Below are 23,152 nucleotides of genomic sequence, written 5' to 3'. Positions count from 1 at the left end.
CTGTGCGACGCTGTCCGCATGGTGGTTGCGCCCGAGGTCGTCGACGCAGTGCGCGGGGCCCGTCGCCTCGCCGTCGTCACCGGCGCGGGCATGTCCGCCGAGAGCGGCGTGCCGACCTTCCGTGACGCCCAGACGGGCCTGTGGGAGCAGTACGAGGCCGAGGACCTCGCCACCGTCGAGGCGTGGGAGCGCGACCCGGCGTTCGTCTGGGCCTGGTACCTGTGGCGCTTCGAGCGGGTGCGGCACGTCGAGCCGAACGCCGGCCACCGGGCCGTCGCGGCGCTCGCGGGGGTCCCCGGTGTAGAGGCCGTCACGGTCGTGACGCAGAACGTCGACGACCTGCACGAGCGCGGCGGCAGCGGCGACGTCGTGCACCTGCACGGAGCCCTGTCGAGCTTCCGCTGCGCGTCGTGCGGCACTCCGTACGACGCGCCGGTTGCCTTGCCGCACAGCGAGACCGAGCGCATCGACCCACCGACGTGCGACGGGTGCGGTGGGCTCGTGCGCCCCGGCGTCGTGTGGTTCGGCGAGATGCTGCCGCAGGATGCCTGGGAGCGCGGGCTGGCGGCGGTCGAGGCCGCCGACGTCGTGCTCGTCGTCGGCACGTCGGGGATCGTGCACCCGGCTGCGGGCCTGCCGGTCCTGGCCCGCGGCGCCGGGGCGGTCGTCGTCGAGGTCAACCCTTTCGACACCGATGTGTCGGACGTCGCGCACCACCGCGTCCGCGAGACCGCGGCCGTCGCGCTGCCCTCGCTCGTCGAGGCCCTGCTGCGCGCCTAGCCGGACGCCCTCCGGCCTCGGACGTCCCTGCGCCTCAAGCGTTCTGGAGCCGGTCCAGCGCCTCTCGCAAGCGCGGGAGCGCATCGCCCGCCGCGGCGAAGAAGCGCGCGTCGCAGTCCTCGACCGCGACGACGGCCCGGTTGACGACGTCGACGCCCGCGGCGGTCGGCACGAGGTCGCGGGCCCGGGCGTCATCGGGGTGGGGGCGACGCTCGAGGAAGCCCTTGCCCTCGAGGGCGCGCAGCACCTGGGAGGTCATCATGACGTCCGTGCGGGCGTGCTCGGCGAGGTCGCGCTGGCTGACGGGGTCCTCGCGGTCGCCCCGCAGCCACGTCAGGGACGCGAGCAGCACGAACTGCGTGTGCGTCAGGTCGAACGGGGCGAGAGCATCGCGCACCGCCGCCTGCCACCGGGTGCTGACCCGCCACAGCAGCAGCCCCGGGCTCTCGGCCTCGTCGGCGAAGCGGGTGTTGAGGCCGGTCATGCCCCGACGCTACGTGACCGGCGGTACGCCGCCGTCATGGCCTGCTCGACGAGACGGAAGTCGGCCTCGTCGAGGGGGAGCAGGCCGCGGCGCAGGCCGTACCCCCAGCCGGGGGACCGGGTCAGCAGGAGCCGGTCGGTCAGGGCGGCGATCGGCACCGGGTCGGCCTGCTCCCAGTCGACGCGGCGGCGGTACGGGCGGAAGTCGCCCTCGTCGGCCTGCCAGATGTCGTCATCGGTGACTCGCCCGACCGCGGTGAAGGCCCGGCACGGCGCACCGCCGCCCATCTCCTCCCGCGGCGAGTAGTAGACGAACCCGTCGCCGGCGGCCATCCGGGCCAGGCCCGGCCGCCTGCCGTGCTGCACCTGGGCGATGCCGAGCTCGACCCCGCGCCGCACGTGGACGGCCGAGACGACGGCGAGCCAGCACCTCATCGCACCACCTCCGGTACGACGGCCGGCGCTGCGACGAGGGCGAGGAGGTTCGCGAGGTCCTTCTCGACGCCGCGGCGCACGGCGTCGGGGCCACCGAGGACGCGGGCCCAGAGCCCGCGCAGAGGGCCCTCGAGGCTGACGCTGACGGTGACCACGGAGCCCGTCGGCACCGGCTCGGCGTGGTGGCGGAAGGTGAGCCGAGCCCCGGGGAGGTGGGTCGTGTCGGCGAAGGTGCGGTCGGGGACGAGCTCGGTCACGGTGAACCGGGAGCGAGGGCCGCCCTTGGGGCGCAGCCGGCCGGCCGCACCGAGGCGGACCGGCTCCTCGAGGCGGACCCAGGCGAGGTCGGTGCTCCACTCGGGGTGGGTGTCGCAGTCGACCCACCGGGCGAACAACCGGGCCGGGGTGGCGGGGACGGTGGTCGTGTACGTCGTGAGGGTGGTCATCAGCCAATAATAAGCGCGCTTACTAAAGTGTCAACGGTCTCGGCACCTGGTGGGGGTCCCGATGCCGAGAAGGCACGACGCCTCAGGCGAAGAGCTCCTCGAGGCAGGCCCGGAACATCGTCGTGTGCGCCTCGACGTCGGCCGCCGTCGTGTCGGGGCACATGAGGGCCATGTTGTGGAACGGGGTCAGCAGGATGCCGCGGTTGAGGGCGTAGAGGTGCAGGTACTGCTGCAGCTCGAAGTCGTCGGAGTCGTGTGCCTGCTGGCCGTTGCGCGACGGCTGCCTCGAGAAGTTGTACTCGGCCCGCGCGCCGAGGCGCGTCACGTGCCAGTCGGCACCGACCGCGTCGATGCCGGCCTGCACGCCGTCGGCCCACGCGTCGGCGAGCGGCACCATGTGCTCGAAGGCTGCCGGCGTCATCACCTGTTCGAGCGTCGCCTTCATCGCGGCCATCGACAGCCCGTTGCCGGCGAGCGTGCCGCCGATGCCGCCCACGTCGATGTCCTCGAGGTCCACCGACCGGGCGATGCGGTCGGCGACGTCCTGCGTGAATCCGAAGGTGCCACAGGGGATGCCACCACCGATCGACTTGCCGATGACGAGCAGGTCGGGCTGGAGGCCGTGCGCCCCGGTAAAGCCGCCGGGGCCGGCGCAGATCGTGTGCGTCTCGTCGTTGATGAGCAGTGCGCCGTACTTCGTCGCGAGCTCGCGCACGCCGGCGTTGTAGCCGTCGTCGGGCAGCACGATGCCGATGTTCGTCAGCGCCGGCTCCACGAGGATCGCCGCGACGTCGCCGTGCGAGAGGGCCTTCTCGAGGGCGTCGAGGTCGTTGAACTCGACGACGCGCGTGGTCTCCGCGGTGTCGACCGGGGCGCCGATGTTGTGCCGGCGGTCGACGGTGGTGCCGCCCTCGCCGATCGTCGCGAAGGCCTCGTCGACCGACCCGTGGTAGCAGTAGTTGTGCACGACGACCTTCGACCGGCCGGTCAGGTGGCGCGCGTAGCGGATGGCGTGCCGGTTGGCGTCGGTGGCCGTCAGGGTGAACTGCCAGTACGGCAGGCCGAAGCGGTCGGCCAGGTTGCCCGAGACGGCGATGGCGTCCTCGGTCGGCAGCATCGTCGTGATGCCGCGCCCGAGCTGTCGGGTCACGGCCTCGACCGTCGGGACCGGCGAGTGGCCCATCATCGCGCCGGTGTCGCCGAGGCAGAGGTCGACGTGGTCGATGCCGTCGACGCACGTGAAGTGGGCGCCTGCCGCGAGGTCGACGAAGACCGGGAAGTCTCCCGGCCACTTGACCATCCAGCTCATCGGGACGCCGCCGGGCATGTGGGCCCGAGCCCGTTCGGCCAGCTCGCGGGACCGGGGGCGGGCTGCCGTGAACGCGTCGCGCTCGCGCGCGTGGAGGTCGGCGAGGCGGGCGCGGTCGACGGTATTCATGTCGGCATGATGCCGTGTCGCACGATCCTGCGGAAGGGGCCGGTCAGGGTGTGACACACCTACGGAATCCGTAGGTGTTGGAACCTGATTCCAATGAGATGGGCCCTCGGGAGGGGTTGCATGAACAGGTCGCCGTGGCATGATCCCGGCATGCTACCGAGCGGTTACCGGGGCCTGAGCCTGTGGCACGACACGTGCGACGACGACTTCACGCCGCGCCCGTCCCTGCCCGGCGACGTCGACGTCGACGTCGCCGTCGTCGGGGCCGGCTACACGGGGCTGTGGACCGCCTACCACCTCGTTCGTACCGACCCGTCGCTGCGCGTCGCGGTGCTCGAGAAGGAGGTCGCGGGGTTCGGGGCATCGGGCCGCAACGGTGGCTGGTGCTCGGCCCTCTTCCCGGCCTCGCTGCACCGGATGGCCGCCGAGCGCGGCCGGGACGCCGCGGTGCGGATGCAGCGTCGGATGTACGAGACGGTCGCCGAGGTGGGCCGGATCGCCGTCGAGGAGGACATCGACTGCCATTTCGACCAGGGCGGCTACGTGTCGGTCGCTCGCAACCCCGCGCAGCTCGAACGGGTGCGCGCCGAGGTGGCCGAGAGCCGCGAGTGGGGCTTCGGCGACGACGACCTGCGCCTGCTCGACGTGCACGAGGTGTCCGACCACGTCCGCGTCGGCGACGCGCTCGGGGGCGCCTGGACCCCGCACTGCGCGGCGCTGCACCCGGCCCGGCTCGTGCGCGGGCTCGCCCGGGCCGTCGAGCGACGCGGCGCCGTCGTGCACGAGCAGACGCCGGCCACGGCCGTGGGCGCCCACCGCGTCGTCACGCCGCACGGGACGGTGCGCGCGGAGCACGTCGTGCTCGCCACCGAGGGGTACACCCCGACCGTCGCCGGGCGTCGCCGGGCCATCGCCCCGGTCTACTCGCTCATGACCGCCACCGAGCCGCTGCCCGACGACGTCTGGGACCACATCGGGCTCGAGCGGCGCGCCACCTTCGCCGACAACCGGCACCTGACGATCTACGGCCAGCGCACCCGTGACGGCCGGATCGCCTTCGGCGGCAGGGGTGCTCCCTATCACTACGCCTCGAAGGTGTCACACGTCTACGACCGCGACGACCGCGTGCACGCGCGGCTGCGGACCATCCTCACCGAGCTGTTCCCCGCCCTGGCCGGCGCAGCGTTCACCCACTCCTGGGGCGGCAACCTCGGGGTGCCCCGCGACTGGTTCCCGTCGGTGCGCCACGACCGGCACACCGGCCTCGCCTTCGCCGGTGGCTACGTCGGCGACGGGGTCGCCACCTCGGCGCTCGCCGGTCGGACTCTCGCCGCCATGATCAGCGGGGAGGACCCCGAGGACCTCACGAGCCTGCCCTGGGCCGGGCGCACCTCGCGCAACTGGGAGCCCGAGCCGCTGCGCTGGCTCGGCGTCAACGCGGTCACGGCGCTCATGACATCCGCCGACTGGTCCGAGCGGCGCACCGGGCGCCCGTCGCGGGCCGCGTCGGCGTTCTGGTCGGCGATCGGCCAGTGAGCCCGGCTCAGGCGGCGACGAACACGCCCTCGTGCAGCACCGGGACGACGTCCGACGCGTCGAGCTCGGCGGCCACGACGACGTCGTCGGCGTAGCCCTTCGCCTCGAGCTCGCGCCCGCTCGAGCACGCGTGCAGGTCGGCCTCGACCGACCCGGCCACCGCGTCCCACGCGGCGACCGCCACCCGCGCCTCCGGGCTGAGCAGCAGGGGCCCGGCGCGGTGCTCGAGAAGGCGTGCGAAGGCGTCGGCCACCGCGCCGACGCCCCAGAGGTCCTCGACCGCCGGGCGCAGCGAGTCGTCGGGCCACCGCTCACCCGCCGGCACGAGGAGCACGACGGGCGGCCGGTTCGGGCTCGCCGTGAACCGGCCCGCGAGGTGTCGGGACACCGCGGTGCGGTTGCGCAGGCACGCGGCGACGACCTCCGCCCCGGCGTCGGCGAGCCCGGCACAGACCGTCGAGCCGTTGGGGGAGGGCAGGACGAGGTCGGTGAGACCTTCCGCGGTGCGGATCGACCTGGGGGACAGGCTCACCCGGCTCGAAGCGTCCCCGTCCGGAGCCACCGGTCCGCGTGGCTGCGCGAGCACCGCACCGTGCGCCTCCGCGAAGACCGCGGCCGAGGCGTCCTTCCACCGGTAGGGCCGTACGCGCACCCCTCGGTCGACGCCGACCGACACGCACGTCGTGAAGCTGAGCACGTCGGCCACGACCGCTACGACCTGCGATCCGGCCTCACGCGCGTGCCGCGCCAGGGCGACCGACGCGTCCGGCCCCCACTCGAGGCGCACGAGGTGCCGGTCCTGGCTGTGCCATGCGTCCATGGCGGACACGCTAGCCGGAGGCGGCGTGCGGAGTCCGGGCCTGCCCCGATGCGCCGTCCGCGCCGTCCGCGCCGTCCGCGCCGGCCCCGGCGGGTGAGGAGGTGGCCGTCGGCGTGGGAGGCGGAAATCGCGGCAGGTCCTCGTCGATCGACCGTTTGAGCGCGAGCAGACCACCGGCGACGAGCAGCACGGACGCCACGAGGGTCACGACGACGGCCCGCCGACGTGACGGCATCTGGTCGGTGTCACCTGCCACCCGCAGACCTTTCGACGGACGTTCCCGACCACGGCGCGTGGCGGACGGAGCCACACCCTACGGCCGCGCGAGGCCCGATGGGGGGGGCGGGGCGGGTCAGCCGCCGAAGTCCTGCGTCCAGTAGACGCCGTACGGACCGCCGGAGGCGACGCCGATACCGATCGCCGTGTAGCGGCAGTCGAGGATGTTGGCGCGATGGCCCGGGCTCTTCATCCACGCGGTCATGACGGCGCTCGGCGTGCGGTAGCCGGCGGCGATGTTCTCGCCGAGGCGCCGGCCGGGGTAGCCCTGGGCGCGGATCCGGGTGACGAACGTGCGGCCGTCGAGGCTCGTGTGCGAGAAGTACCGCCGCTTGGCCATGTCGACCGAGTGCCCGAGCGCCGCGCGTTGCAGGCGCAGGTCGACGCGAAGGGCACGGCAGCCCACCTTGGCGCGCTGGGCGTTGACGAGCGTCAGCACCTGCTGGGCGGGCGTCGGGGTGGCGGCGCCGGACGCGGTGGCGGTGCCGACGAGCCCCGACGCGGCGAGCGTGAGGGCTGCTGCGGCGGTGGCAGTCCGGGCGGTGAAGGGGCGAGGACGCATCGGTGCACCTTTTCTGGCTTTTGTCCGTTTTCCGGTACGACGGTAGGCCGCGCAGGGCTGCCGCGGGCCGGAATGGGCGGAACGCGCCGGTGCGACGGCGGTCAGGACGCGTCGAGCCGGGCGACGAGCCGCGCCGGCGCGGTGCGCCGGTAGGAGGCGTCGACGAGCTCGCCGACCTCGTCCCAGTCGACCCCCTCGACGCCCGCCCGGTGGCGCAGGTCGAGCATCAGCCAGCCGTACGGGCCGTAGTAGCCGGGCACGACGAACCGTTCGTCCTCGAGCAGCGCGAGCCGGTCGGCCTCCTCGGGCAGGATCAGGAGGGCCTGACGGTAGGGCTCGGGGTCGTGGTCGCCCTTGATCACCCCGCCGTAGACGGCGAAGACCTTGCGGGTGAAGAAGTTGGGGCGGCCGTGCGACACCCTCTCGTCGGCACCGGGCAGCGCGAGGCAGATGGTGCGCAGCCGGGTCAGGTACGGGTCGGCGTCCTCGTACATCGTCGGGTGGGCCATGGACCCACCGTAGGCGCCGGTCAGCGCCCGCAGGCGCCTCCGCACCCGCCGGCTCCGCAGCCACCACCGCACCCGGCGCCGGCCGCGACCGGCGCGCGATCGTCGTCACGGTGCTCCCACGCCGTGCGCAGCGCTTCGGCGAAGACCTCGACGGGCTGCGCCCCGGAGACCCCGTAGCGGCGGTCGAGGACGAAGAAGGGGACCGACTCGATGCCGAGCATCTTGGCGGTGGCCTCGTCGCTGCGCACGTGGTTGCCGTAGTCGTCCGAGTCGAGCATGACGCGGACGGCGTCGGGGTCCAGGCCGATCTCGGCCGCAAGACGCACCAGCGTGTCGCGGTCGCCGACGGCGAGGCCGTCGGTGAAGTACGCCCGCATGAGCCGCTCGTGCGCGGCGTCCGCGAGGCCCTGCTCCGCGGCCAGGTGCACGACCCGGTGGGCGTCGAAGGTGTTGCCGTACCGGGCCTGCTCCCAGTTGAACTCGAGCCCGACCCCCGCGGCGGCCGCGGCGAGCGAACGGTGCTGCTCGACCGCCTGCTCGCGGGAGGTGCCGTACTTGGCCGCGACGAGGTCGACGAGGGGCGCGTCGGACACGGGTTCGGCGACGCGGTCCAGCTCGAAGCTGTGCCAGCGCACCGTCACCTCGCCGGCGTGCTCGAAACCGGCGAGCGCCGCCTCGAGGCGACGCTTGCCGACGTAGCAGAACGGGCACACGATGTCCGACCAGATGTCGATCTCCACGGTCGTGCAACCTACCCCGGCGCCGGTCTCTTCCCCGCATCGCGAGCGTGGTCGCGATGCGGGCACGTCAGGCGGCCGAGGCCCGGGCGACGCTGCGCACGACCGCCGCAGCGCAGTCGGCCGCCCGCGTCTCGGGCAGCCAGTGGCCGGCGTCGAGCTCGACGAGCTCGTACGGGGCCTCGACGTGCTCGGCGGTGAGGTGCGCGGCGTCCGGGCCGAGGAAGGGGTCTCGGCGGCCCCAGACGTAGGTCGTCGGCACCCGGACGCGGTGGGCGGGCACGTTCGAGCGCCGCGCGGCCCGGTACCAGTCGATCGGGCCGGCGATGGCTGCCGGGGTGGCGAGCCGGTCGGCGTAGCGCCGGCGGTCCTCCTCGGGCAGCCCGCTGCGGCGCATGAGCGCCTCGAAGCGGCGGGCCATGACCTGCTCGGGCAGCCTCGGCAGCTGGAACGCGGCCATGTACCAGGAGCGGCGGCGCTGGTCCCAGCCGCCGCGCCAGGCGCGCCCGAGCGCGGCCGGGTGTGGGGTCGACAGGGCGGTGAGCGAGGCGACGCGCCCGGAGTGGTTGGCGGCGAGCAACCACGCGATGCCACCGCCCCAGTCGTGCCCGACGACGTGGACGCGCTCGCGGCCCGACGCGTCGACGAGCGCCAGCACGTCGGCGACGAGCTCCTCGAGGCGGTAGGCGTCGACACCCGTGGGACGCGCGCCGGGGGAGTAGCCGCGCTGGTCCGGGGCGAGGGTGCGCACGCCTGCCTCGTGCAGCACCGGCGCGACCGCACGCCAGCTCGTGCGGTCGGTCGGGAAGCCGTGCAGGAGGACGACGACCTCGCCACCGAGCGGCCCGGTGTCGTCGACGTCGAACCGGAGGCCGTCGCGGGCGAAGGTGCGGATGCGCTGGTCGTCGCGGCTCACCGGTCCATCCTGCCCCGACAAACCGGACCCGGCGCGACAGCCGGGCCCCGGGGAAGCCCCCGGCAGGCGGCGACTCAGGGGCGGGTCAGGGACAAACCCGAGGCGGGGCGGCCCACACGCGAAATACGCTGGAACCGTGCCCGACGCCACCCGTGACCTGCGACTGGGCCGCCGGTGGTGGCACCTGTCCCGCACCGGCCTGCTCTTCGGCGCCGCGTACTTCCTCATCTCGATGTCGCCGAGCCTGCTGCCGCGCACGTGGTACTACCAGGGCCTCATCAGCGGGCTCTGCGCGTCGGTGGGCTACGCGCTCGGTGTCCTCGTCGCCTGGGTCGTGCGCTCCCTCGCGCGGCTCATCGACCTGCGCGTGCACGTCAGCGGCGAGGCCCGGCACTGGATCCGCGTCGCCGCGCCGGTGTTCGGGACCGTCGCCGTCATCGGCATCACCGTGGCCAACGTGCGCTCGCAGGCCCGCACCGCGGCCGTGGTGCGCCTCGAGCCGCTCGACCCCCTCGACTGGGCGCTCGCCCTCGCGCTCGCAGCCGCGATCGCGGTGCTGTTCCTGCTCATCGCCCGCGGCCTGCGTGGCATGACGCACGGCCTGGCCGAGGCCGCCGGGCACGTGCTGCCCAAGGCCGTCGCGTCGATGATCGCCGTCGTCGTCGTGGCCACGGCCACGGCGTGGGTCACCGACAGCGTCCTGTTCCACCGCGGCCTCGACGCGTTCGCCGCCGTCGCCGCGAAGGTCAACGCCGAGGCGCCCTCGAACCGCCCCGCGCCGCGTTCGGCGCTGATGTCCGGCGGGCCGGGATCGTACGAGACCTACGCGAGCCTCGGTTACCAGGGGCAGATGTTCGTCACGAGCGCGCCCACGGCACAGGAGATCTCAGCGGCGACGGGACGCGACGCCGTCGATCCGATCCGCGTCTACGCCGGGCGCACCGGCGACCGGACCATCGACGACGTCGCCGACGCCGTGGTGCGTGAGCTGCGGCGCACCGGGGCCTTCGACCGCAAGGTGCTCGCCGTCATCACGACCACCGGCACCGGGTGGGTCGACGACTGGTCGGCGCAGTCGATCGAGTACCTGAGCAACGGCGACTCCGCCATCGCCGCGATGCAGTACTCCTTCCTCCCGAGCGCGCTCGCCATCCTCACCGACCGCGACACGCCCCGAGCGGCCGGCACGGCCCTCTTCGACAAGGTGTACGCGGTCTGGAAGACCCTCCCCGAGGGGCACCGGCCACAGCTCGTCGTCGGCGGCGAGTCGCTCGGGTCCTACGGCGGCCAGGGGGCCTTCCGCGACGAGGCCGACATGCTCGCGCGGGCCCAGGGCGGGGTGTGGGTCGGCACGCCGAGCTTCACCGGCATCGCCGCGAGCCTCACCGCCCGACGCAACGAGGGCTCGCCCGAGATCGTCCCCGTCGTCGACGACGGCCTGCACGTCCGCTTCGCGGCGAGCGGCGACCAGCTGACGCACGACTACTACGGGCGTCCGTACGGCGCCTGGGACTTCCCGCGGTTCGTCTACGCACAACACCCGTCCGACCCCGTCGTGTGGTGGAACCCGGCGCTGCTCGGCGAGCAGCCCGACTGGCTGCGCGAGCCGCGGGGACGCGACGTCAACCCGGACGTCACGTGGATCCCGTTCGCCACCTTCTGGCAGCTGACCACCGACATGGCGGTCGGGCACGACCCGCCCGACGGGTTCGGGCACCGCTACGGGGCTGAGCTCGTGCCGGCCTGGGGGTCGGTGCTCGGTGGGTCGCCGACCGACGACTACTCCCGCCTCATCGCGGGGATCCAGAAGACCGTCAACCGCGTGGCGTGACCGGGGCGGGGTGGCCCGGGCTGCCGAGACCGAAGCGCGCGACGTGGTGCCAGACGCGCTTGAGGGTCTGTGGGTCGTGCTCGCCAGTCGCGGCGGCATCGCGCACGACGCGTGGCATCAGGACGCCGTCGACAGCGACGCGCTCGCCGAGCGCGACCACCTCGGCCCCGCGGTAGTCCGGGTGGGCCCGCAGCACCTCGACCGGCAGTGCGGAGCTGCCTCCTCGGGCACGTCGGGCTGGGGTGTGGGCCACTGCGCCACGACCGAGGTGCGACGATGCGTCGTGTGTCGGCGAGTGCGGTGTACCTCATCCTCGGGCTCGCCCTGCTGCTCGCCGCCGTGCTGCCGACGGCCCTCGAGCGGTACGCCGTGTCGGCGCCCATGGTCCTGCTGGCGCTCGGGGCCGTCATCGGCCTGCTGCCGCTGCCGGAGGGCCTCGTCCTCGACCCCGTCGACATCCGCGCCCAGGTCGAGCACGTCACCGAGCTGACCGTCCTCGTCGCCCTCATGGGCGTGGGTCTCGCGCTCGACCGGCCGCTCAGCCTGCGTGACCGCACCACCTGGCGTCGCTGGTCGCCGACGTGGCGGTTGCTCGTCGTCGCGATGCCGGTGACGATCGCAGCGGTGGCGCTGCTCGGGTGGGGCCTCGGTCTCGCGGCGCCGGCCGCGCTCCTGCTGGGCGCGGCCCTGTCGCCGACCGACCCGGTGCTCGCGGGCGACGTGCAGGTGGGCGGGCCGCACGTCGATGCCGACTCAGAGGGGCTCGAGGAGGTCGACGAGGCCGACGAGGTGCGCTTCGCGCTGACGTCGGAGGCCGGTCTCAACGACGGCCTCGCGTTCCCGTTCGTGCACGCCGCGGTCTTCCTCGCGGCCCTCGGCCCGGTCGGTGGCTGGATCGGCGGCTGGGTCGCGTGGGACCTGCTCGGCAAGCTGGCGATCGGCGTCGCGATCGGCATGGGCGTCGGCTGGCTCCTCGCGAAGGTGGCGTTCCGCTCGCCGCGGCGCTCGCTGCGCCTCGCCGAGCAGGGTGAGCCGCTGCTCGCCATCGCGGCCCTCGTCGCGACCTACGGGCTGAGCGAGGTGGTCGGGGGCTACGGGTTCGTCGCGGTCTTCGCCTGCGGCATGACGATCCGGGCGGCCGAGCGCGGTCACGAGTACCACCGGGCGATGCACGAGGTCGTCTCCCGCCTCGAGCGGCTGCTCACCCTCGTCGTCCTCATGCTCCTCGGCATGGGGATGACGAACGGGATGCTGTCGGAGCTCGACTGGCGGGGCGCCGTCGTCGCCGTCGCGATCGTCCTCGTCGTCCGGCCCGTGGCGGGCTGGCTGGCCCTGTCCGTGCGGCCCCGACCCGTCGACAAGCCGGGGGGCCTCGAACCGGCCGAGCGGCGGGCGGCGGCGTTCTTCGGGGTCCGCGGCATCGGCACCCTCTACTACCTCGCGTGGGCGGCCGGCGAGCACGCCTTCCCCGAGGAGCGGTGGCTCTGGGCCACGGTCGCGGCGACGATCGCCCTGTCGGTCCTCGTCCACGGCGTCCTCGCGACACCGGTGCTGCGCCGCCTCGAGGCGCGTCGGGAAGCACGGAGCTGACGCGTCGGGCCACGTTGTCGCGCTGTGTCGCGCGCCGGGCCTCCCCAGCGCCCAGCCACGCCTGATAGGACGGGGCCATGGGCACGATGACCGAGTTCCCCGAGCACGAGCTGTCCGCCTACCGCGCCGACCCCGAGGGCGACCCGCGTGGCGCGGTGGTCGTCGTGCAGGAGATCTGGGGCCTGACCGACCACATCACCGACGTCGCCGACCGGTTCGCGGCCGAGGGCTACGTCGCCCTCGCCCCGGACCTGCTGGCGCACGTCGGCCTGACGGCCGAGGTCGGCAGCCGGATCTTCGCACTGAACAACAGCGCGAGCGAGCAGGAGCGCCTCGCTGCCCAGCCGCAGCTGCGGGAGGCCACGACGCCGGCCCGGCAGCCGGAGTTCGCGGCGTGGGCGGTCCCGGCGCTGCGCGGCGTCGTCGACGCGCTCCTGAGCGAGCCGGGCATCGACGGACGCGTCGGCGTCGTCGGGTTCTGCTTCGGCGGCACGTACGCCTTCGCGCTGGCCGCCGCCGACGACCGCGTCCGGGCAGCCGTCCCCTTCTACGGCACCTTCCCCGAGCACGCTGACCCGGCGACGATCGCCTGCCCGGTGCTCGCCCTCTACGGCGAGGACGACCACCGGATCACGGACGGGGTGCCCGACCTGGAGGCGCGCATGGATGCGGCGGGCGTCGACTTCACGGCACGCGTCTACCACGGCGTCGGGCACGCGTTCTTCAACGACGACGCGCCGTCGCGCTACAACGCCGACGTCGCCGCCGACGCGTGGCAGCGCACCCTGGCCTTCCTCGGCGAGCACGTCGGCCGCTGAGGCGCGTCGTCCGCCCGGAGCGCCACCGCGATCTCCTCGGCGCTTCCCGCCCGTGGGCGTGCGGCAGGGGGTAAGCCTGTCTCCATGAGCCCCTCGTCGAGCGAGAAGACCGCACCCGCGCCGAGCGCCCCGACCGAGTCGGGCACGCTCTACCCCGCGTCCCCGCTCGTGATCGGGCCGATGCTGCGCTTCGCCGGCGAGACCGAGGCGACGGTGTGGGTCGAGACCGCCGGCCGTGCGACCGTCACGGTGCGGGCGGGCGACCGCGCGTGGTCGGCGCCCACGTTCATCGTCAAGGGGCACCACTACGCCCTCGTCGTCGTCGACGGCCTCGACGCGGGTGACTCCTGGGAGTACACCGTCGACGTCGACGACGCCCGCGTGTGGCCGCCGGACGACGACCACCGGTTCCCCGCGCCGCGGATCCGCACCATCGACCGTTCCCGCCCGACGCGCCTGCTCTTCGGGTCCTGCCGCACGAGCGTGCCCCACGACGCCGAGGGCAACGCGTCCAACGGCGTCGACGCGCTCCGCACGCTGGCGCTCGCCCTCGCCGAGGGCACCGAGGCGTGGCCCGACCTCATCGCCTTCCTCGGCGACCAGGTCTACGCCGACGAGACCTCGGAGGCGATGCGGGAGTTCATCGCCTCGCGGCGCTCGCTGGAGGAGCCTCCGGGAGAGGAGATCAAGGACTACGAGGAGTACTGCCACCTCTACCGGCTCGCCTGGTCGGACGAGGCGAACCGCTGGTTCTTCTCGACCGTGCCCAGCTGCATGATCTTCGACGACCACGACATCCGCGACGACTGGAACACGTCGTGGTCGTGGCACGAGGAGATCAACCGCACGCCGTGGTGGCACGAGCGGCTCATGGGCGGCCTCGCGTCGTACTGGGTGTACCAGCACATCGGCAACCTCTCGCCGGCCCAGCTGGCCGAGGACGAGATCTACTCGACCGTCCTGGCCGCCCAGGGCTCCGACGGGGAGGAGCTCGACGTCACCGAGCCGCTCTTCGACCTCGTCCGACGCGTCGACCGGCACCCCGAGGTCTACCGCTGGAGCTACCGGCGCGACCTCGGCGACTCGCGCCTCGTCGTCGTCGACTCGCGCGCCGCACGCGTCCTCGAGCCGGAGCGCCGCTCGATGCTCGACGCCGACGAGGAGAGCTGGCTCGACGACCAGCTGACCGGCGACGTCGACCACCTGCTCATCGGCACGTCGCTGCCCTTCCTGCTGCCACCGGGCCTGCACGACTTCGAGGCCATCGACGAGGTCCTCGCGAGCAGCGGCGCGCACAACCGCGTCGTCGCCGGGCTCGCCGAGAAGAGCCGCCAGTCGGTCGACCTCGAGCACTGGGCGGCCTTCAACGACGGGTTCGTCGAGGTGTTCGACATGGTCATGGACGTCGCGCGCGGCAACCGCGGCCGGGCGCCCGGGTCGATCACCTTCCTGTCCGGGGACGTGCACAACTCCTACGTCGCCGAGGTGGCCGACGCCGGGCAGTACGGCGCACGGTCGCGGATCGTCCAGGCCGTGTGCTCGCCGATCCGCAACCCGATGCCGCGGGGGATCCGCGTCATGATGTCGCTGTTCGCGCGCGGGCTGGTGCGGCCGATGCGCTTCCTCGCCGACCACTCCAAGCGCGTGCCCGACCCGAAGTACCCGTGGCGGGTCACCGACGGGCCGTGGTTCGACAACTGCCTCGCCGAGCTGACCGTCCAGGGCCGCGACCTCGCGATCGTCTGGCGGGGCGGGGTCGTGCGCGACGGCGACGACGCACACCCGCGGATCACGACGGTCGGCAGCGTCCGCCTGCCGGCGCGCGCCTGAGGCCCGGGCGTGGCCGACGAGGTGGCCCGGCGCGTCACCATCGCGCGGCGAGCCGCGCAGACATGGACCGCGAACCCGGACGTCGCCGCCGCCCTCGTCGCCGGGTCGGTGGCCCGCGGCCGGGCCGACGCGCTGTCCGACGTGGAGCTCGACGTGTACTGGCTGCGGCCGCCGACGGCAGCCGACCGGCGTGCCGGCGTCGAGGACGCGGGGTTCACCCGCGTCTACGCCGAGGAGGACGAGCACGAGTGGGCCGACGGCGTCATGGTCGACGGCGTCAAGATCGACGTCAGCGGCTTCCTCACGACGACGATCGACGCCTACCTCGACCGGGCGCTCACCGGCGACACCGAGGCCGAGCTGCAGGTGCGGGCCACAGCGGTGCTCGACGGCATCCCGCTGCACGGCCACGACGTCATCGACGCGTGGCGCGCCCGCCTCGCCGCCTACCCCGAGGCGCTGGCCGTGGCCCTCGTCGAACAGGGCCTCGACCTGCGCTCGCGCGAGCGGCTCGAGATGCTCGCGGAGCGCGACGACGTCTTCCTGCTGCACCGCGACCTCGTCGACGACGTGCAGGGCGTGCTCGACGCGCTCTTCGGCCTCAACCGGGTCTGGATGCCGAACCCGTTCCACAAGTGGCTCGACTGGGAGGAGACCCTGCTGCCGCACCGTCCCGAGCGTCTCGCCGAGCGCACCGGTCACTGCTCGTCGCACCGCCGCACGAGGCGGTCGAGCTCGTCGGCAGCCTCGTCGACGACACGTACCGCCTTGCGGCACAGCATGTCCCGTCAGCCGATCTCGAGCCGCTGCGGGAGGCCTTCGAGCTGCGTCGCGTCACCGGCTGAGCGGCAGGCGGGTGCTCTCTCGCAGCACGACGGTCGCCTCGAACGGGACGACCGACGCGCTCTCGCCCGGGGCGGCGAGGGCGAGGCGGGCGGCTGCCGTGCCCATGCCGTGCAGGTCGAGGTGGACGGTGGTGAGCGACGGGGTCGTGTCGCGCAGGGTCTTGATGTCGTCGAAGCCGGCGACGCCGACGGCGCCGGGCACCGGCACGCCGCGGTCGCGACAGGCCGCGAGCACGCCGAGGGCCATGACGTCGGAGACGGCGAGGATGCACAGCGGCCGGGCCGGGTCGAGGTCGACACGGCCGAGGAGGTCGGTGGCGCCGGCGTAGGCGCCGTCGCGGGTGAAGTCGGTGTCGACGCGGGGGAGCAGCTCGACGGCGCCCGAGCCGCTGTCGGGGTGGAGCGCCTTGGCGTGCTTGCGCACCTCGGCCTCGAAGGCGTCGGCGCGGTCGGCCGACGTGCGCAGCCAGCGGGGACCGGCGACGACGACGAACCGACGGTGGCCGGCATCGACGAGATCACGAACGAGCTGCCTTGCGCCGGAACGGTTCTCGGGAACGACGGCGGAGAACCCGGGTAGAGGCTGGCCGACCAGGGCGACGCGTCCGCCGTTCTGCTCGTAGGCGGTGCAGAGCGCCAGGAGGCGCTCGGTGGCCGACGCGGGGGCGCTGCGGCGCGAACCCGCGAGGACGATCGCCTCGGTGCGGTGCGCCGCGAACGACTCGATCGCCGCGCACTCGAGGTCGGGGTCGCGGTTGGTGCAGGCGAGGAGGGTCTGCTTGCCTGCCACCTGCGCCGTGGCCTGGACGCCCGCGGCGATGGTGGCGAAGTACGGGTCGTCGATGTCGTGCACGACGAGCCCGACGAGCGCGGTGGAGGACCTCGCGAGCGCCTGGGCCTGGGCGTTCGGGACGTAGCCGAGCTGCTCGGCGGCGGCGCGCACGCGCTCGGTGATGTCCTCGCGCGGGTGGCGGGACGACCGGTTGAGCACGCGCGACGCGGTCGCGAGCGACACCCCCGCGAGGGTCGCCACCTGCTGAAGCGTCACTGCCACGTCCTCGACCTCCTTGGCGTCGTGTGGGGAATCTAGGGCATCGAGCCGGGAGGGTGACGGACCGTTGACACCTCCCGAGCCCGGACCTACAGTACCGGAAAGCGCTTTCCGCAGCAGGTTCGACGGACGGCGCAGCGACCAGGAAGGACAAGGATGTCTCCGCACGCCGCACTCGACGAGCGGCCCGGAACCGCGACGACCGCGACCCGGGCGCCCGCGCCACCCCGCGCCGAGAACCCCGTCGCCCGCAGCCTCACCCGCTCGTGGCGCCCCATCGCGTTCGCGGTCGTCGCATTCGCCCTCTGGTGGGTCATGACGGCGACCGGGCTGCTGCCGCCCTACCTCGTGCCCTCGCCGGCCGAGACGTGGGCGGCCTTCGCCGACAACCTCGGCTACTTCGCGTCGAACACGTGGGTCACGGTGCTCGAGACGCTCATCGGCTTCGCCATCGCGGTCGTCGTCGGCGAGGCGGTCGCCATCGCGATGGTCTACTCCCCGAACCTCGAGCGCACGATCTACCCCGTCGTGCTCTTCGCCCAGGTCATCCCGAAGATCGCCATCGCGCCGCTGTTCGTCGTGTGGCTCGGCTTCGGGGTGGGGCCGAAGATCATCGTCGCCGTGCTCATGGCCTTCTTCCCGATCGTCATCTCGGGACTCGCCGGCCTGCGCGACGTCGACCCCGAGGTGCTCGAGCTGACCTCGACGATGGGCGCCGGCCGCTTCAAGGTCTTCCGCAAGATCCAGTTCCCGGCGTCGCTGCCGCAGCTCTTCTCCGGGCTCAAGGTCGCGGCGACCCTCGCGGTCACCGGCGCCGTCGTCGGGGAGTTCGTCGGCGCCAACTCCGGGCTCGGCTACGTCATCCTCCAGGCCAACGGAAACGTCGACACCGCAAGCCTCTTCGTCGCCCTCATCATCATGTCGCTCGTCGGCGTGCTGATGTTCGCCGCGATCCAGCTCATCGAGCGCCTCATCATCCCGTGGCACGCCTCGCAGCGCGGCCTCGGCAGCAACACCGTCCAGCTCTAGGTCCGACCCCGGCGCCCGACAGGGCCCGCACCCGACAACGAAGTCAGCGAACATTCGCGAACAGGAGTGGTTCCCATGCAGCTCACCCGACGACGTGCGGTGGCCTTCGTCACCGCGGCCGCGGCCGCCTTCGCCCTCGGCGCCTGCGGCGACGCGACCGGCGGCGCCCCCGGCGGATCCGGTGGCGGCACCGACGTGACCCTGATGCTCAACTGGTACCCGTACGGCGAGCACGCGCCGTTCTACTACGGCGTCGACAAGGGCATCTTCGCCAAGCACGGCATCAACCTGACCATCAAGGCCGGCCAGGGCTCGACGAAGACGGCCCAGGCCGTCGGCGCCGACCAGGTGGACTTCGGCTGGGCCGACACCCCAGCCGTCCTGTCGAACATCGACAAGGGCGTCAAGATCAAGAGCCTCGGGGTGTTCCTGCAGACGACGCCCTCGGCCGTGCAGGTCTTCGCCGACAGCGGCATCAACACCCCGGCCGACCTCAAGGGCCGCACCATCGCCGTCTCGGCCGGCGACGCCCCGACGACGACCTTCCCGATCTTCCTGAAGAAGGCCGGCCTGCAGGAGAGCGACGTCAAGCAGCAGAACCTCGACGCCGCCGGCAAGATCGCCGCCGTCATCAGCGGACGCGTCGACGGGCTCATCGGCTTCGCCCACGACCAGGGCCCGACCATCGCGGCCAAGAGCGGCAAGGAGATGCGCTACCTGCGCTACTCCGACGTCGGCCTCAACTTCTACAGCAACGGCCTCATCGCCTCCGACGCGACGATCGGCTCCAAGGCCGACCTCGCCAAGAAGATGGTCGCCGCCACGAGCGAGGCGTTCGCCGCCGCGGAGAAGGACCCCGAGGGCGCCGTCGCCGCGATGGCGGGCAAGGACCCGCAGATGCCGAAGAAGGACGTGCTGCTCGAGCAGTGGAAGCAGACGATCACCCTGCTCCACACCAAGAGCACCCAGGGCCAGGCGCCCGGTGTCGACGCCGACGCCGACTGGGACTCGACGATCCAGGTGCTGTCCTCGGCCGGTCTGCTCGGTGCCGCCAAGGAGCGGAGCTCGTACTACGACAACGCCTTCCAGCCGGCAGGGGAGTGACCACGGTGTCCGCGACGATCACCGACCCAGCCCGCACCGGGCCGCCGGCCGCGGCGCACGCCCTCGAGGTCCAGGACCTCCACATCCGGTTCGCGTCCAAGCGTGGCGAGGTCACGGCCATCGAGGGCATCGACCTCACCGTCGAGCGCGGCGAGTTCGTCAGCATCGCCGGGCCCTCCGGCTGCGGCAAGTCGACGCTCCTCAAGGCGGTCGCCGGCCTGACGCGCCCGTCCCGTGGAGAGGTCGTGCTCAACGGCACCCGGGTCTCCGGGCCCCGGCCCGACATCGGCTACGTCTTCCAGCGGGCGGCGCTGCTCGAGTGGCGCACCGTCGAGGGCAACATCCTGCTGCAGGGCGAGATGCGTGGCATGGCCCGCGACAAGGCCCGCTCCCGAGCGCGCGAGCTCATCGCCATGACCGGCCTGGAGGGCTTCGAGGGCGCGCTGCCGCACGAGCTGTCCGGCGGCATGCAGCAGCGGGTCTCGCTGTGCCGGGCGCTGCTCCACGAGCCCGAGGTGCTCCTCATGGACGAGCCCTTCGGCGCCCTCGACGCCCTGACGCGCGAGCGGATGAACGTCGAGCTGCACCGCATCTGGGCCGAGACCGGCACGACGGTGCTCCTCGTGACGCACTCCGTGCCCGAGGCCGTGTACCTCGCGAACCGGGTCGTCGTCATGAGCCCGCGACCCGGGCGCGTGCTGCGCGAGCTCGACGTCGCCCTGCCGCGCCACCGCGTGTACGCCGAGACGATGGCCGATCCGGTGTTCCAGGGCCTCACGACGACGGTGCGCGAGCTGCTCGGCACGTCGGGCGAGGTCGACTGACCCGCTCCTGCTCGACACGCCTCCTCGTCGCACCCGCCCGTCACGCCTCCCCGCCACGACCGAAGGACCCACCATGCCCGAAAGCCCCAAGACCCTGCGGATCGCCCTCAACGGCGTCACCGGCCGCATGGGCTACCGCCAGCACCTCGTGCGCTCGATCCTCGCCATCCGCGACGAGGGCGGCCTCGAGCTGCCCGACGGCTCCCGCGTCGGCGTCGAGCCGATCCTGCTGGGCCGCAACGCCGAGAAGCTCGCCGAGCTCGCGGCCCGCCACGGCGTCGACGAGTGGTCGACCGACGTCGACGCCGTGCTCGCGGACGACAGCGTCGACATCTACTTCGACGCGCAGGTCACCTCCCGACGCGTCGACGCCCTGACCCGCGCCATGCGCGCCGGCAAGCACGTGTACACCGAGAAGCCGACCGCCGAGACGGTGGAGGAGGCGCTCGGCCTCGCCACGGTGGCCCGAGAGTCGGGCGTCGTCGCCGGCGTCGTCCACGACAAGCTGTACCTGCCGGGCCTCGTCAAGCTGCGGCGGCTCGTCGACGAGGGCTTCTTCGGCCGGATCCTCTCCCTGCGTGGGGAGTTCGGCTACTGGGTTTTCGAGGGCGACCTCCAGCCGGCCCAGCGGCCCAGCTGGAACTACCGCTCCGAGGACGGCGGCGGCATCGCCGTCGACATGTTCTGCCACTGGAACTACGTGCTCGAGGGCATCCTCGGTCCGGTCCGCGCCGTCACGGCACGCACCGCCACCCACATCCCCGAGCGCTGGGACGAGCAGGGCCAGGCCTACGCCGCCACCGCCGACGACGCCGCCTACGGCATCTTCGAGATCGGCGACGGGATCATCGCCCAGATCAACTCCTCCTGGGCGGTCCGGGTGTACCGCGACGAGCTCGTCGAGTTCCAGGTCGACGGCACGCACGGGTCGGCCGTCGCCGGCCTGCACCGGTGCGTCGCCCAGCCGCGCAGTGCGACGCCGAAGCCGGTGTGGAACCCCGACCTGCCCGAGACGCAGTCGTTCCGCGAGCAGTGGATCGACATCCCCGACAACGCGGTTCCGGTCAACGGCTTCCGCGCGCAGTGGGAGGAGTACCTCAGGGACGTCATCGCGAGCCGCCCGCACCGCTACGACTTCCTCTCGGGCGCCCGCGGCGTGCAGCTCGCGGCGCTGGGTCTCGAGTCGTCGGCGACGGGCCGCCGCCTCGAGGTGCCGGAGCTCGCGCCGTGACCCGCCTCGTCGTGCCGACCGGGTCGGGCGGCAACCGGGTGCTCGAGCTGGCCGGCCCCGGCGACTGGATGCGCCCCGACGGGCCGATCAGCTCGCGCGTCGCCTACGCGGCGGCGCACGTCGTGCCGAAGGTCCTCGCCGACAGCACGCCCGGTACGCCGGCGGACGTCGACTGGGACGCGACGCTCGAGCTGCGCCGTGACCTGTGGTCGTGGGGCCTCGGCGTCGCCGAGGCGATGGACACCGCCCAGCGCGGCATGGGCCTGGACTGGGCGGCCACCCGCGAGCTCGTCGAGCGATCGGCCGCCGAGGCGCAGCGCGTCGGGGGCCGGATCGCCTCCGGCGCCGGCACCGACCACCTCGACCCGGCCCGGGCCACAGCCGACCGTGACGGCCTCGACGCGGTCGTCGCGGCCTACACCGAGCAGGTCAAGGTCGTGGAGGCCGCGGGCAGCGGCGTGATCCTCATGGCCTCGCGCGCCCTGGCCCGCGCGGCCACCTCGCCCGAGAACTACCTCCGGGTCTACGAGGAGGTGCTCGACGCCGCGTCCGGACCCGTCATCCTGCACTGGCTCGGCGAGATGTTCGACCCCGAGCTCGCCGGCTACTGGGGCAGCCGCGACCTCGACGCCGCCACCGACACGTTCCTGGACCTGCTGTCCCGCAACGTCGCCCGCGTCGACGGCGTCAAGGTGTCGCTCCTGGACGCCGACCACGAGCGACGCCTGCGCCGCTCGCTGCCCGACGGCGTCCGGCTCTACACCGGCGACGACTTCAACTACCCCGAGCTGGTCTGCGACGACGAGGACGGCGTGCACTCCGACGCGCTCCTCGGCATCTTCGCGGCCATCGCGCCCGCGGCGTCCACCGCCCTGCAGGCCCTCGACCTCGGTGACGACGCCACGGCCCGCAGGGTGCTCGACTCGACCCGCGACCTCGGGCGGCACGTCTTCGCGGCGCCGACACGCTTCTACAAGACGGGCATCGCCTTCCTCGCGTGGGTCAACGGCCGGCAGCCCGGCTTCCAGATGGTCGGCGGCCTGTCGACCGGCCGGTCGGTGCTGCACCTCGTGCGGGCGCTGGAGCTCGCGGAGGAGGCCGGTCTCGTGGTCGACCCGGACCTCGCGGCCCGGCGCGTCACCGCGTGGCTCGCCGCCAACGGGTGGGAGGCGCCGTGAGCCAGGCCATCGAGACGGTTCGTGCCGTCGACGCGAGACGCTCTGCGCCGCAACGGCTCTCGCTCAACACCATGACGACGCAGCGGCTCTCCTTCGACGAGTCCGTCGACCTCGCGCTGCGGTTCGACGTGCCCGCGCTCGGCCTGTGGCGCGACAAGGTCGAGGAGGCGGGCCTCGACACGGCGGCCCGTCGTCTCCGCGAGACGGGCTTGCGTGCCTCCTCGCTGTGCCGCGGCGGGTTCTTCACGGCTGCCGACCCGGACGCCGTGGCTGCCGCGCTCGCGGACAACCGGCGGGCGATCGACGAGGCGGCAGCGCTGGGAGCCCCCGAGCTCGTCGTCGTCGCCGGTGGGCTGCCCGAGGGCGACCTCGACCTGCTCGCGGCCCGGCAGCGGGTGGCCGACCGCATCGGCGACCTCGCGCCGTACGCGTCGGAGTGCGGCGTCCGCCTCGCGCTCGAGCCGCTGCACCCGATGTTCGTCGCCGACCGCGCCGTCATCTCGACGCTCGAGCAGGCCCTCGACCTCGCCGCCGACCACGACCCGGCCGCCGTCGGCGTCGTCGTCGACACCTTCCACGTGTTCTGGGACCCGGCCGCCGAGGCGATGGTCGAACGCGCCGGGCGCGAGGGCCGGATCAGCTCCTACCAGGTGTGCGACTTCAACCTCCCGATCCCCGAGGGGGCGCTGCTGTCGCGCGGGATGATGGGCGACGGCCACATCGACTTCGAGCGCTGGACGCGTGCCGTGACGCGGGCGGGTTACGCGGGCGACATCGAGGTCGAGATCTTCAACGCCGACATCTGGTCGCGCGACCCGGCCGAGGTGCTCACCCAGATGCGGGAGCGCTACGACGCGCTCGTCGCGCCGTGGCTCTGACGTGA

Annotated in this window: 24 protein-coding genes and 1 pseudogene; 13 read left to right on the top strand and 12 right to left on the bottom strand. The window is 73.3% G+C overall.

The annotated features are described in order from the left end of the window. Positions 1-18 precede the first annotated feature (18 nt). Positions 19-780 carry an NAD-dependent deacylase gene (locus tag AC3A5R_RS13415; protein ID WP_487621262.1) on the top strand — a complete coding sequence of 254 codons (762 nt, stop codon included), beginning with the start codon at positions 19-21 and terminating at the stop codon, positions 778-780. 34 nt (positions 781-814) lie between these two features. On the opposite strand, the gene AC3A5R_RS13410 is transcribed toward AC3A5R_RS13415, so the two are convergent. The 4 genes from AC3A5R_RS13410 to AC3A5R_RS13395 form a co-directional block, all read right to left on the bottom strand. Further along, positions 815-1,264, bottom strand: a complete 450-nt coding sequence (locus AC3A5R_RS13410; RefSeq protein WP_487621261.1) for a MarR family winged helix-turn-helix transcriptional regulator — start codon at positions 1,262-1,264, stop codon at positions 815-817. Beyond that, on the bottom strand, positions 1,261-1,698 hold the full coding sequence (locus AC3A5R_RS13405; RefSeq protein WP_487621260.1) for an EVE domain-containing protein: 438 nt from the start codon (positions 1,696-1,698) through the stop codon (positions 1,261-1,263). The genes AC3A5R_RS13410 and AC3A5R_RS13405 overlap by 4 nt, the downstream gene beginning before the upstream one ends. Then, entirely contained in the window at positions 1,695-2,144 is a 450-nt protein-coding gene (locus AC3A5R_RS13400; RefSeq protein ID WP_487621259.1) for an SRPBCC family protein, read from the bottom strand. Before AC3A5R_RS13400 ends, AC3A5R_RS13405 begins: the two co-directional genes overlap by 4 nt. Positions 2,145-2,226: 82 nt before the next feature. Further along, positions 2,227-3,582, bottom strand: a complete 1,356-nt coding sequence (locus AC3A5R_RS13395; RefSeq protein ID WP_487621258.1) for an aspartate aminotransferase family protein — start codon at positions 3,580-3,582, stop codon at positions 2,227-2,229. Positions 3,583-3,732: 150 nt separating this feature from the next. On the opposite strand from AC3A5R_RS13395, the gene AC3A5R_RS13390 reads away from it, so the two are divergent. Then, a complete protein-coding gene (locus AC3A5R_RS13390) occupies positions 3,733-5,118 on the top strand; it encodes an NAD(P)/FAD-dependent oxidoreductase (RefSeq protein ID WP_487621257.1) in 1,386 nt (461 codons plus the stop codon). A gap of 7 nt (positions 5,119-5,125) precedes the next feature. Here AC3A5R_RS13390 and AC3A5R_RS13385 read toward each other — a convergent pair whose 3' ends face one another. The 6 genes from AC3A5R_RS13385 to AC3A5R_RS13360 all read right to left on the bottom strand — a co-directional run bounded on the left by AC3A5R_RS13385 (position 5,126) and on the right by AC3A5R_RS13360 (position 8,938). Continuing rightward, entirely contained in the window at positions 5,126-5,938 is an 813-nt protein-coding gene (locus tag AC3A5R_RS13385) for a 2-phosphosulfolactate phosphatase (RefSeq protein ID WP_487621256.1), read from the bottom strand. A 10-nt stretch (positions 5,939-5,948) separates the two neighbouring features. Further along, complete coding sequence (locus AC3A5R_RS13380; protein ID WP_487621255.1) at positions 5,949-6,194, bottom strand: hypothetical protein; 246 nt, start codon at positions 6,192-6,194, stop codon at positions 5,949-5,951. A 96-nt stretch (positions 6,195-6,290) separates the two neighbouring features. Continuing rightward, entirely contained in the window at positions 6,291-6,776 is a 486-nt protein-coding gene (locus tag AC3A5R_RS13375) for a CAP domain-containing protein (protein WP_487621254.1), read from the bottom strand. 101 nt (positions 6,777-6,877) lie between these two features. Then, positions 6,878-7,285, bottom strand: coding sequence for an MmcQ/YjbR family DNA-binding protein (locus tag AC3A5R_RS13370; protein ID WP_487621253.1), 408 nt, complete (start codon positions 7,283-7,285; stop codon positions 6,878-6,880). A 20-nt stretch (positions 7,286-7,305) separates the two neighbouring features. Then, complete coding sequence (locus AC3A5R_RS13365; protein ID WP_487621252.1) at positions 7,306-8,025, bottom strand: DsbA family oxidoreductase; 720 nt, start codon at positions 8,023-8,025, stop codon at positions 7,306-7,308. A gap of 67 nt (positions 8,026-8,092) precedes the next feature. Beyond that, the gene (locus AC3A5R_RS13360) at positions 8,093-8,938 is read right to left on the bottom strand and encodes an alpha/beta fold hydrolase (RefSeq protein WP_487621251.1); all 846 of its coding nucleotides are present in this window, start codon (positions 8,936-8,938) and stop codon (positions 8,093-8,095) included. Positions 8,939-9,074: 136 nt separating this feature from the next. On the opposite strand from AC3A5R_RS13360, the gene AC3A5R_RS13355 reads away from it, so the two are divergent. Then, positions 9,075-10,769, top strand: a complete 1,695-nt coding sequence (locus tag AC3A5R_RS13355; protein WP_487621250.1) for an alpha/beta hydrolase — start codon at positions 9,075-9,077, stop codon at positions 10,767-10,769. Here AC3A5R_RS13355 and AC3A5R_RS13350 read toward each other — a convergent pair. Then, positions 10,753-11,022, bottom strand: a complete 270-nt coding sequence (locus tag AC3A5R_RS13350) for a hypothetical protein (RefSeq protein ID WP_487621249.1) — start codon at positions 11,020-11,022, stop codon at positions 10,753-10,755. The genes AC3A5R_RS13355 and AC3A5R_RS13350 overlap by 17 nt on opposite strands. Before the next feature lie 23 nt (positions 11,023-11,045). On the opposite strand from AC3A5R_RS13350, the gene AC3A5R_RS13345 reads away from it, so the two are divergent. The 4 genes and pseudogenes from AC3A5R_RS13345 to AC3A5R_RS13330 all read left to right on the top strand — a co-directional run. Then, positions 11,046-12,359 carry a cation:proton antiporter gene (locus AC3A5R_RS13345; RefSeq protein ID WP_487621248.1) on the top strand — a complete coding sequence of 438 codons (1,314 nt, stop codon included), beginning with the start codon at positions 11,046-11,048 and terminating at the stop codon, positions 12,357-12,359. A gap of 77 nt (positions 12,360-12,436) precedes the next feature. Beyond that, a complete protein-coding gene (locus AC3A5R_RS13340; protein ID WP_487621247.1) occupies positions 12,437-13,177 on the top strand; it encodes a dienelactone hydrolase family protein in 741 nt (246 codons plus the stop codon). Positions 13,178-13,261: 84 nt separating this feature from the next. Continuing rightward, positions 13,262-15,007 (top strand): alkaline phosphatase D family protein, encoded by a 1,746-nt coding sequence (locus tag AC3A5R_RS13335; protein ID WP_487621246.1) that lies wholly within the window; start codon positions 13,262-13,264, stop codon positions 15,005-15,007. Between the two features lie 264 nt (positions 15,008-15,271). Then, positions 15,272-15,637 (top strand): annotated as a pseudogene (locus AC3A5R_RS13330) (DUF4037 domain-containing protein); the annotation flags it as partial. A gap of 204 nt (positions 15,638-15,841) precedes the next feature. Here AC3A5R_RS13330 and AC3A5R_RS13325 read toward each other — a convergent pair. Continuing rightward, positions 15,842-16,906 carry a LacI family DNA-binding transcriptional regulator gene (locus AC3A5R_RS13325; protein ID WP_487621245.1) on the bottom strand — a complete coding sequence of 355 codons (1,065 nt, stop codon included), beginning with the start codon at positions 16,904-16,906 and terminating at the stop codon, positions 15,842-15,844. A 153-nt stretch (positions 16,907-17,059) separates the two neighbouring features. Here AC3A5R_RS13325 and AC3A5R_RS13320 point away from each other — a divergent pair, with 153 nt between their 5' ends. The 6 genes from AC3A5R_RS13320 to AC3A5R_RS13295 all read left to right on the top strand — a co-directional run bounded on the left by AC3A5R_RS13320 (position 17,060) and on the right by AC3A5R_RS13295 (position 23,147). After that, positions 17,060-17,932: an ABC transporter permease gene (locus AC3A5R_RS13320; RefSeq protein ID WP_487621244.1), complete on the top strand. Its 873-nt coding sequence runs from the start codon at positions 17,060-17,062 to the stop codon at positions 17,930-17,932. A gap of 75 nt (positions 17,933-18,007) precedes the next feature. Further along, positions 18,008-19,036, top strand: a complete 1,029-nt coding sequence (locus AC3A5R_RS13315; protein WP_487621243.1) for an ABC transporter substrate-binding protein — start codon at positions 18,008-18,010, stop codon at positions 19,034-19,036. Between the two features lie 5 nt (positions 19,037-19,041). Next, complete coding sequence (locus tag AC3A5R_RS13310) at positions 19,042-19,860, top strand: ABC transporter ATP-binding protein (protein ID WP_487621242.1); 819 nt, start codon at positions 19,042-19,044, stop codon at positions 19,858-19,860. Between the two features lie 73 nt (positions 19,861-19,933). Beyond that, positions 19,934-21,091 (top strand): Gfo/Idh/MocA family protein, encoded by a 1,158-nt coding sequence (locus AC3A5R_RS13305; protein WP_487621241.1) that lies wholly within the window; start codon positions 19,934-19,936, stop codon positions 21,089-21,091. Further along, positions 21,088-22,269 (top strand): dihydrodipicolinate synthase family protein, encoded by a 1,182-nt coding sequence (locus tag AC3A5R_RS13300; RefSeq protein ID WP_487621240.1) that lies wholly within the window; start codon positions 21,088-21,090, stop codon positions 22,267-22,269. Before AC3A5R_RS13305 ends, AC3A5R_RS13300 begins: the two co-directional genes overlap by 4 nt. 71 nt (positions 22,270-22,340) lie before the next feature. Continuing rightward, positions 22,341-23,147, top strand: a complete 807-nt coding sequence (locus tag AC3A5R_RS13295; RefSeq protein ID WP_487621422.1) for a sugar phosphate isomerase/epimerase family protein — start codon at positions 22,341-22,343, stop codon at positions 23,145-23,147. Positions 23,148-23,152: the final 5 nt, after the last annotated feature.

The sequence above is a fragment of the Intrasporangium sp. Soil_C_50 genome, assembly GCF_057656595.1.
Note: the sequence above shows the minus strand (reverse complement) of the source record. Positions and strands in the feature narration are given on the sequence as shown.

Excerpts from the sequence above, each read along its gene's own strand:
- AC3A5R_RS13415 (WP_487621262.1), top strand. The coding sequence starts at position 19 with ATGGTGGTTGCGCCCGAGGTCGTCGACGCAGTGCGCGGGGCCCGTCGC.
- AC3A5R_RS13385 (WP_487621256.1), bottom strand. The coding sequence starts at position 5,938 with ATGGACGCATGGCACAGCCAGGACCGGCACCTCGTGCGCCTCGAGTGG.
- AC3A5R_RS13390 (WP_487621257.1), top strand. The coding sequence starts at position 3,733 with ATGCTACCGAGCGGTTACCGGGGCCTGAGCCTGTGGCACGACACGTGC.
- AC3A5R_RS13405 (WP_487621260.1), bottom strand. The coding sequence starts at position 1,698 with ATGAGGTGCTGGCTCGCCGTCGTCTCGGCCGTCCACGTGCGGCGCGGG.
- AC3A5R_RS13340 (WP_487621247.1), top strand. The coding sequence starts at position 12,437 with ATGGGCACGATGACCGAGTTCCCCGAGCACGAGCTGTCCGCCTACCGC.
- AC3A5R_RS13295 (WP_487621422.1), top strand. The coding sequence starts at position 22,341 with ATGACGACGCAGCGGCTCTCCTTCGACGAGTCCGTCGACCTCGCGCTG.
- AC3A5R_RS13305 (WP_487621241.1), top strand. The coding sequence starts at position 19,934 with ATGCCCGAAAGCCCCAAGACCCTGCGGATCGCCCTCAACGGCGTCACC.
- AC3A5R_RS13410 (WP_487621261.1), bottom strand. The coding sequence starts at position 1,264 with ATGACCGGCCTCAACACCCGCTTCGCCGACGAGGCCGAGAGCCCGGGG.
- AC3A5R_RS13395 (WP_487621258.1), bottom strand. The coding sequence starts at position 3,582 with ATGAATACCGTCGACCGCGCCCGCCTCGCCGACCTCCACGCGCGCGAG.
- AC3A5R_RS13375 (WP_487621254.1), bottom strand. The coding sequence starts at position 6,776 with ATGCGTCCTCGCCCCTTCACCGCCCGGACTGCCACCGCCGCAGCAGCC.
- AC3A5R_RS13315 (WP_487621243.1), top strand. The coding sequence starts at position 18,008 with ATGCAGCTCACCCGACGACGTGCGGTGGCCTTCGTCACCGCGGCCGCG.
- AC3A5R_RS13335 (WP_487621246.1), top strand. The coding sequence starts at position 13,262 with ATGAGCCCCTCGTCGAGCGAGAAGACCGCACCCGCGCCGAGCGCCCCG.
- AC3A5R_RS13345 (WP_487621248.1), top strand. The coding sequence starts at position 11,046 with ATGCGTCGTGTGTCGGCGAGTGCGGTGTACCTCATCCTCGGGCTCGCC.
- AC3A5R_RS13370 (WP_487621253.1), bottom strand. The coding sequence starts at position 7,285 with ATGGCCCACCCGACGATGTACGAGGACGCCGACCCGTACCTGACCCGG.
- AC3A5R_RS13320 (WP_487621244.1), top strand. The coding sequence starts at position 17,060 with ATGTCTCCGCACGCCGCACTCGACGAGCGGCCCGGAACCGCGACGACC.
- AC3A5R_RS13400 (WP_487621259.1), bottom strand. The coding sequence starts at position 2,144 with ATGACCACCCTCACGACGTACACGACCACCGTCCCCGCCACCCCGGCC.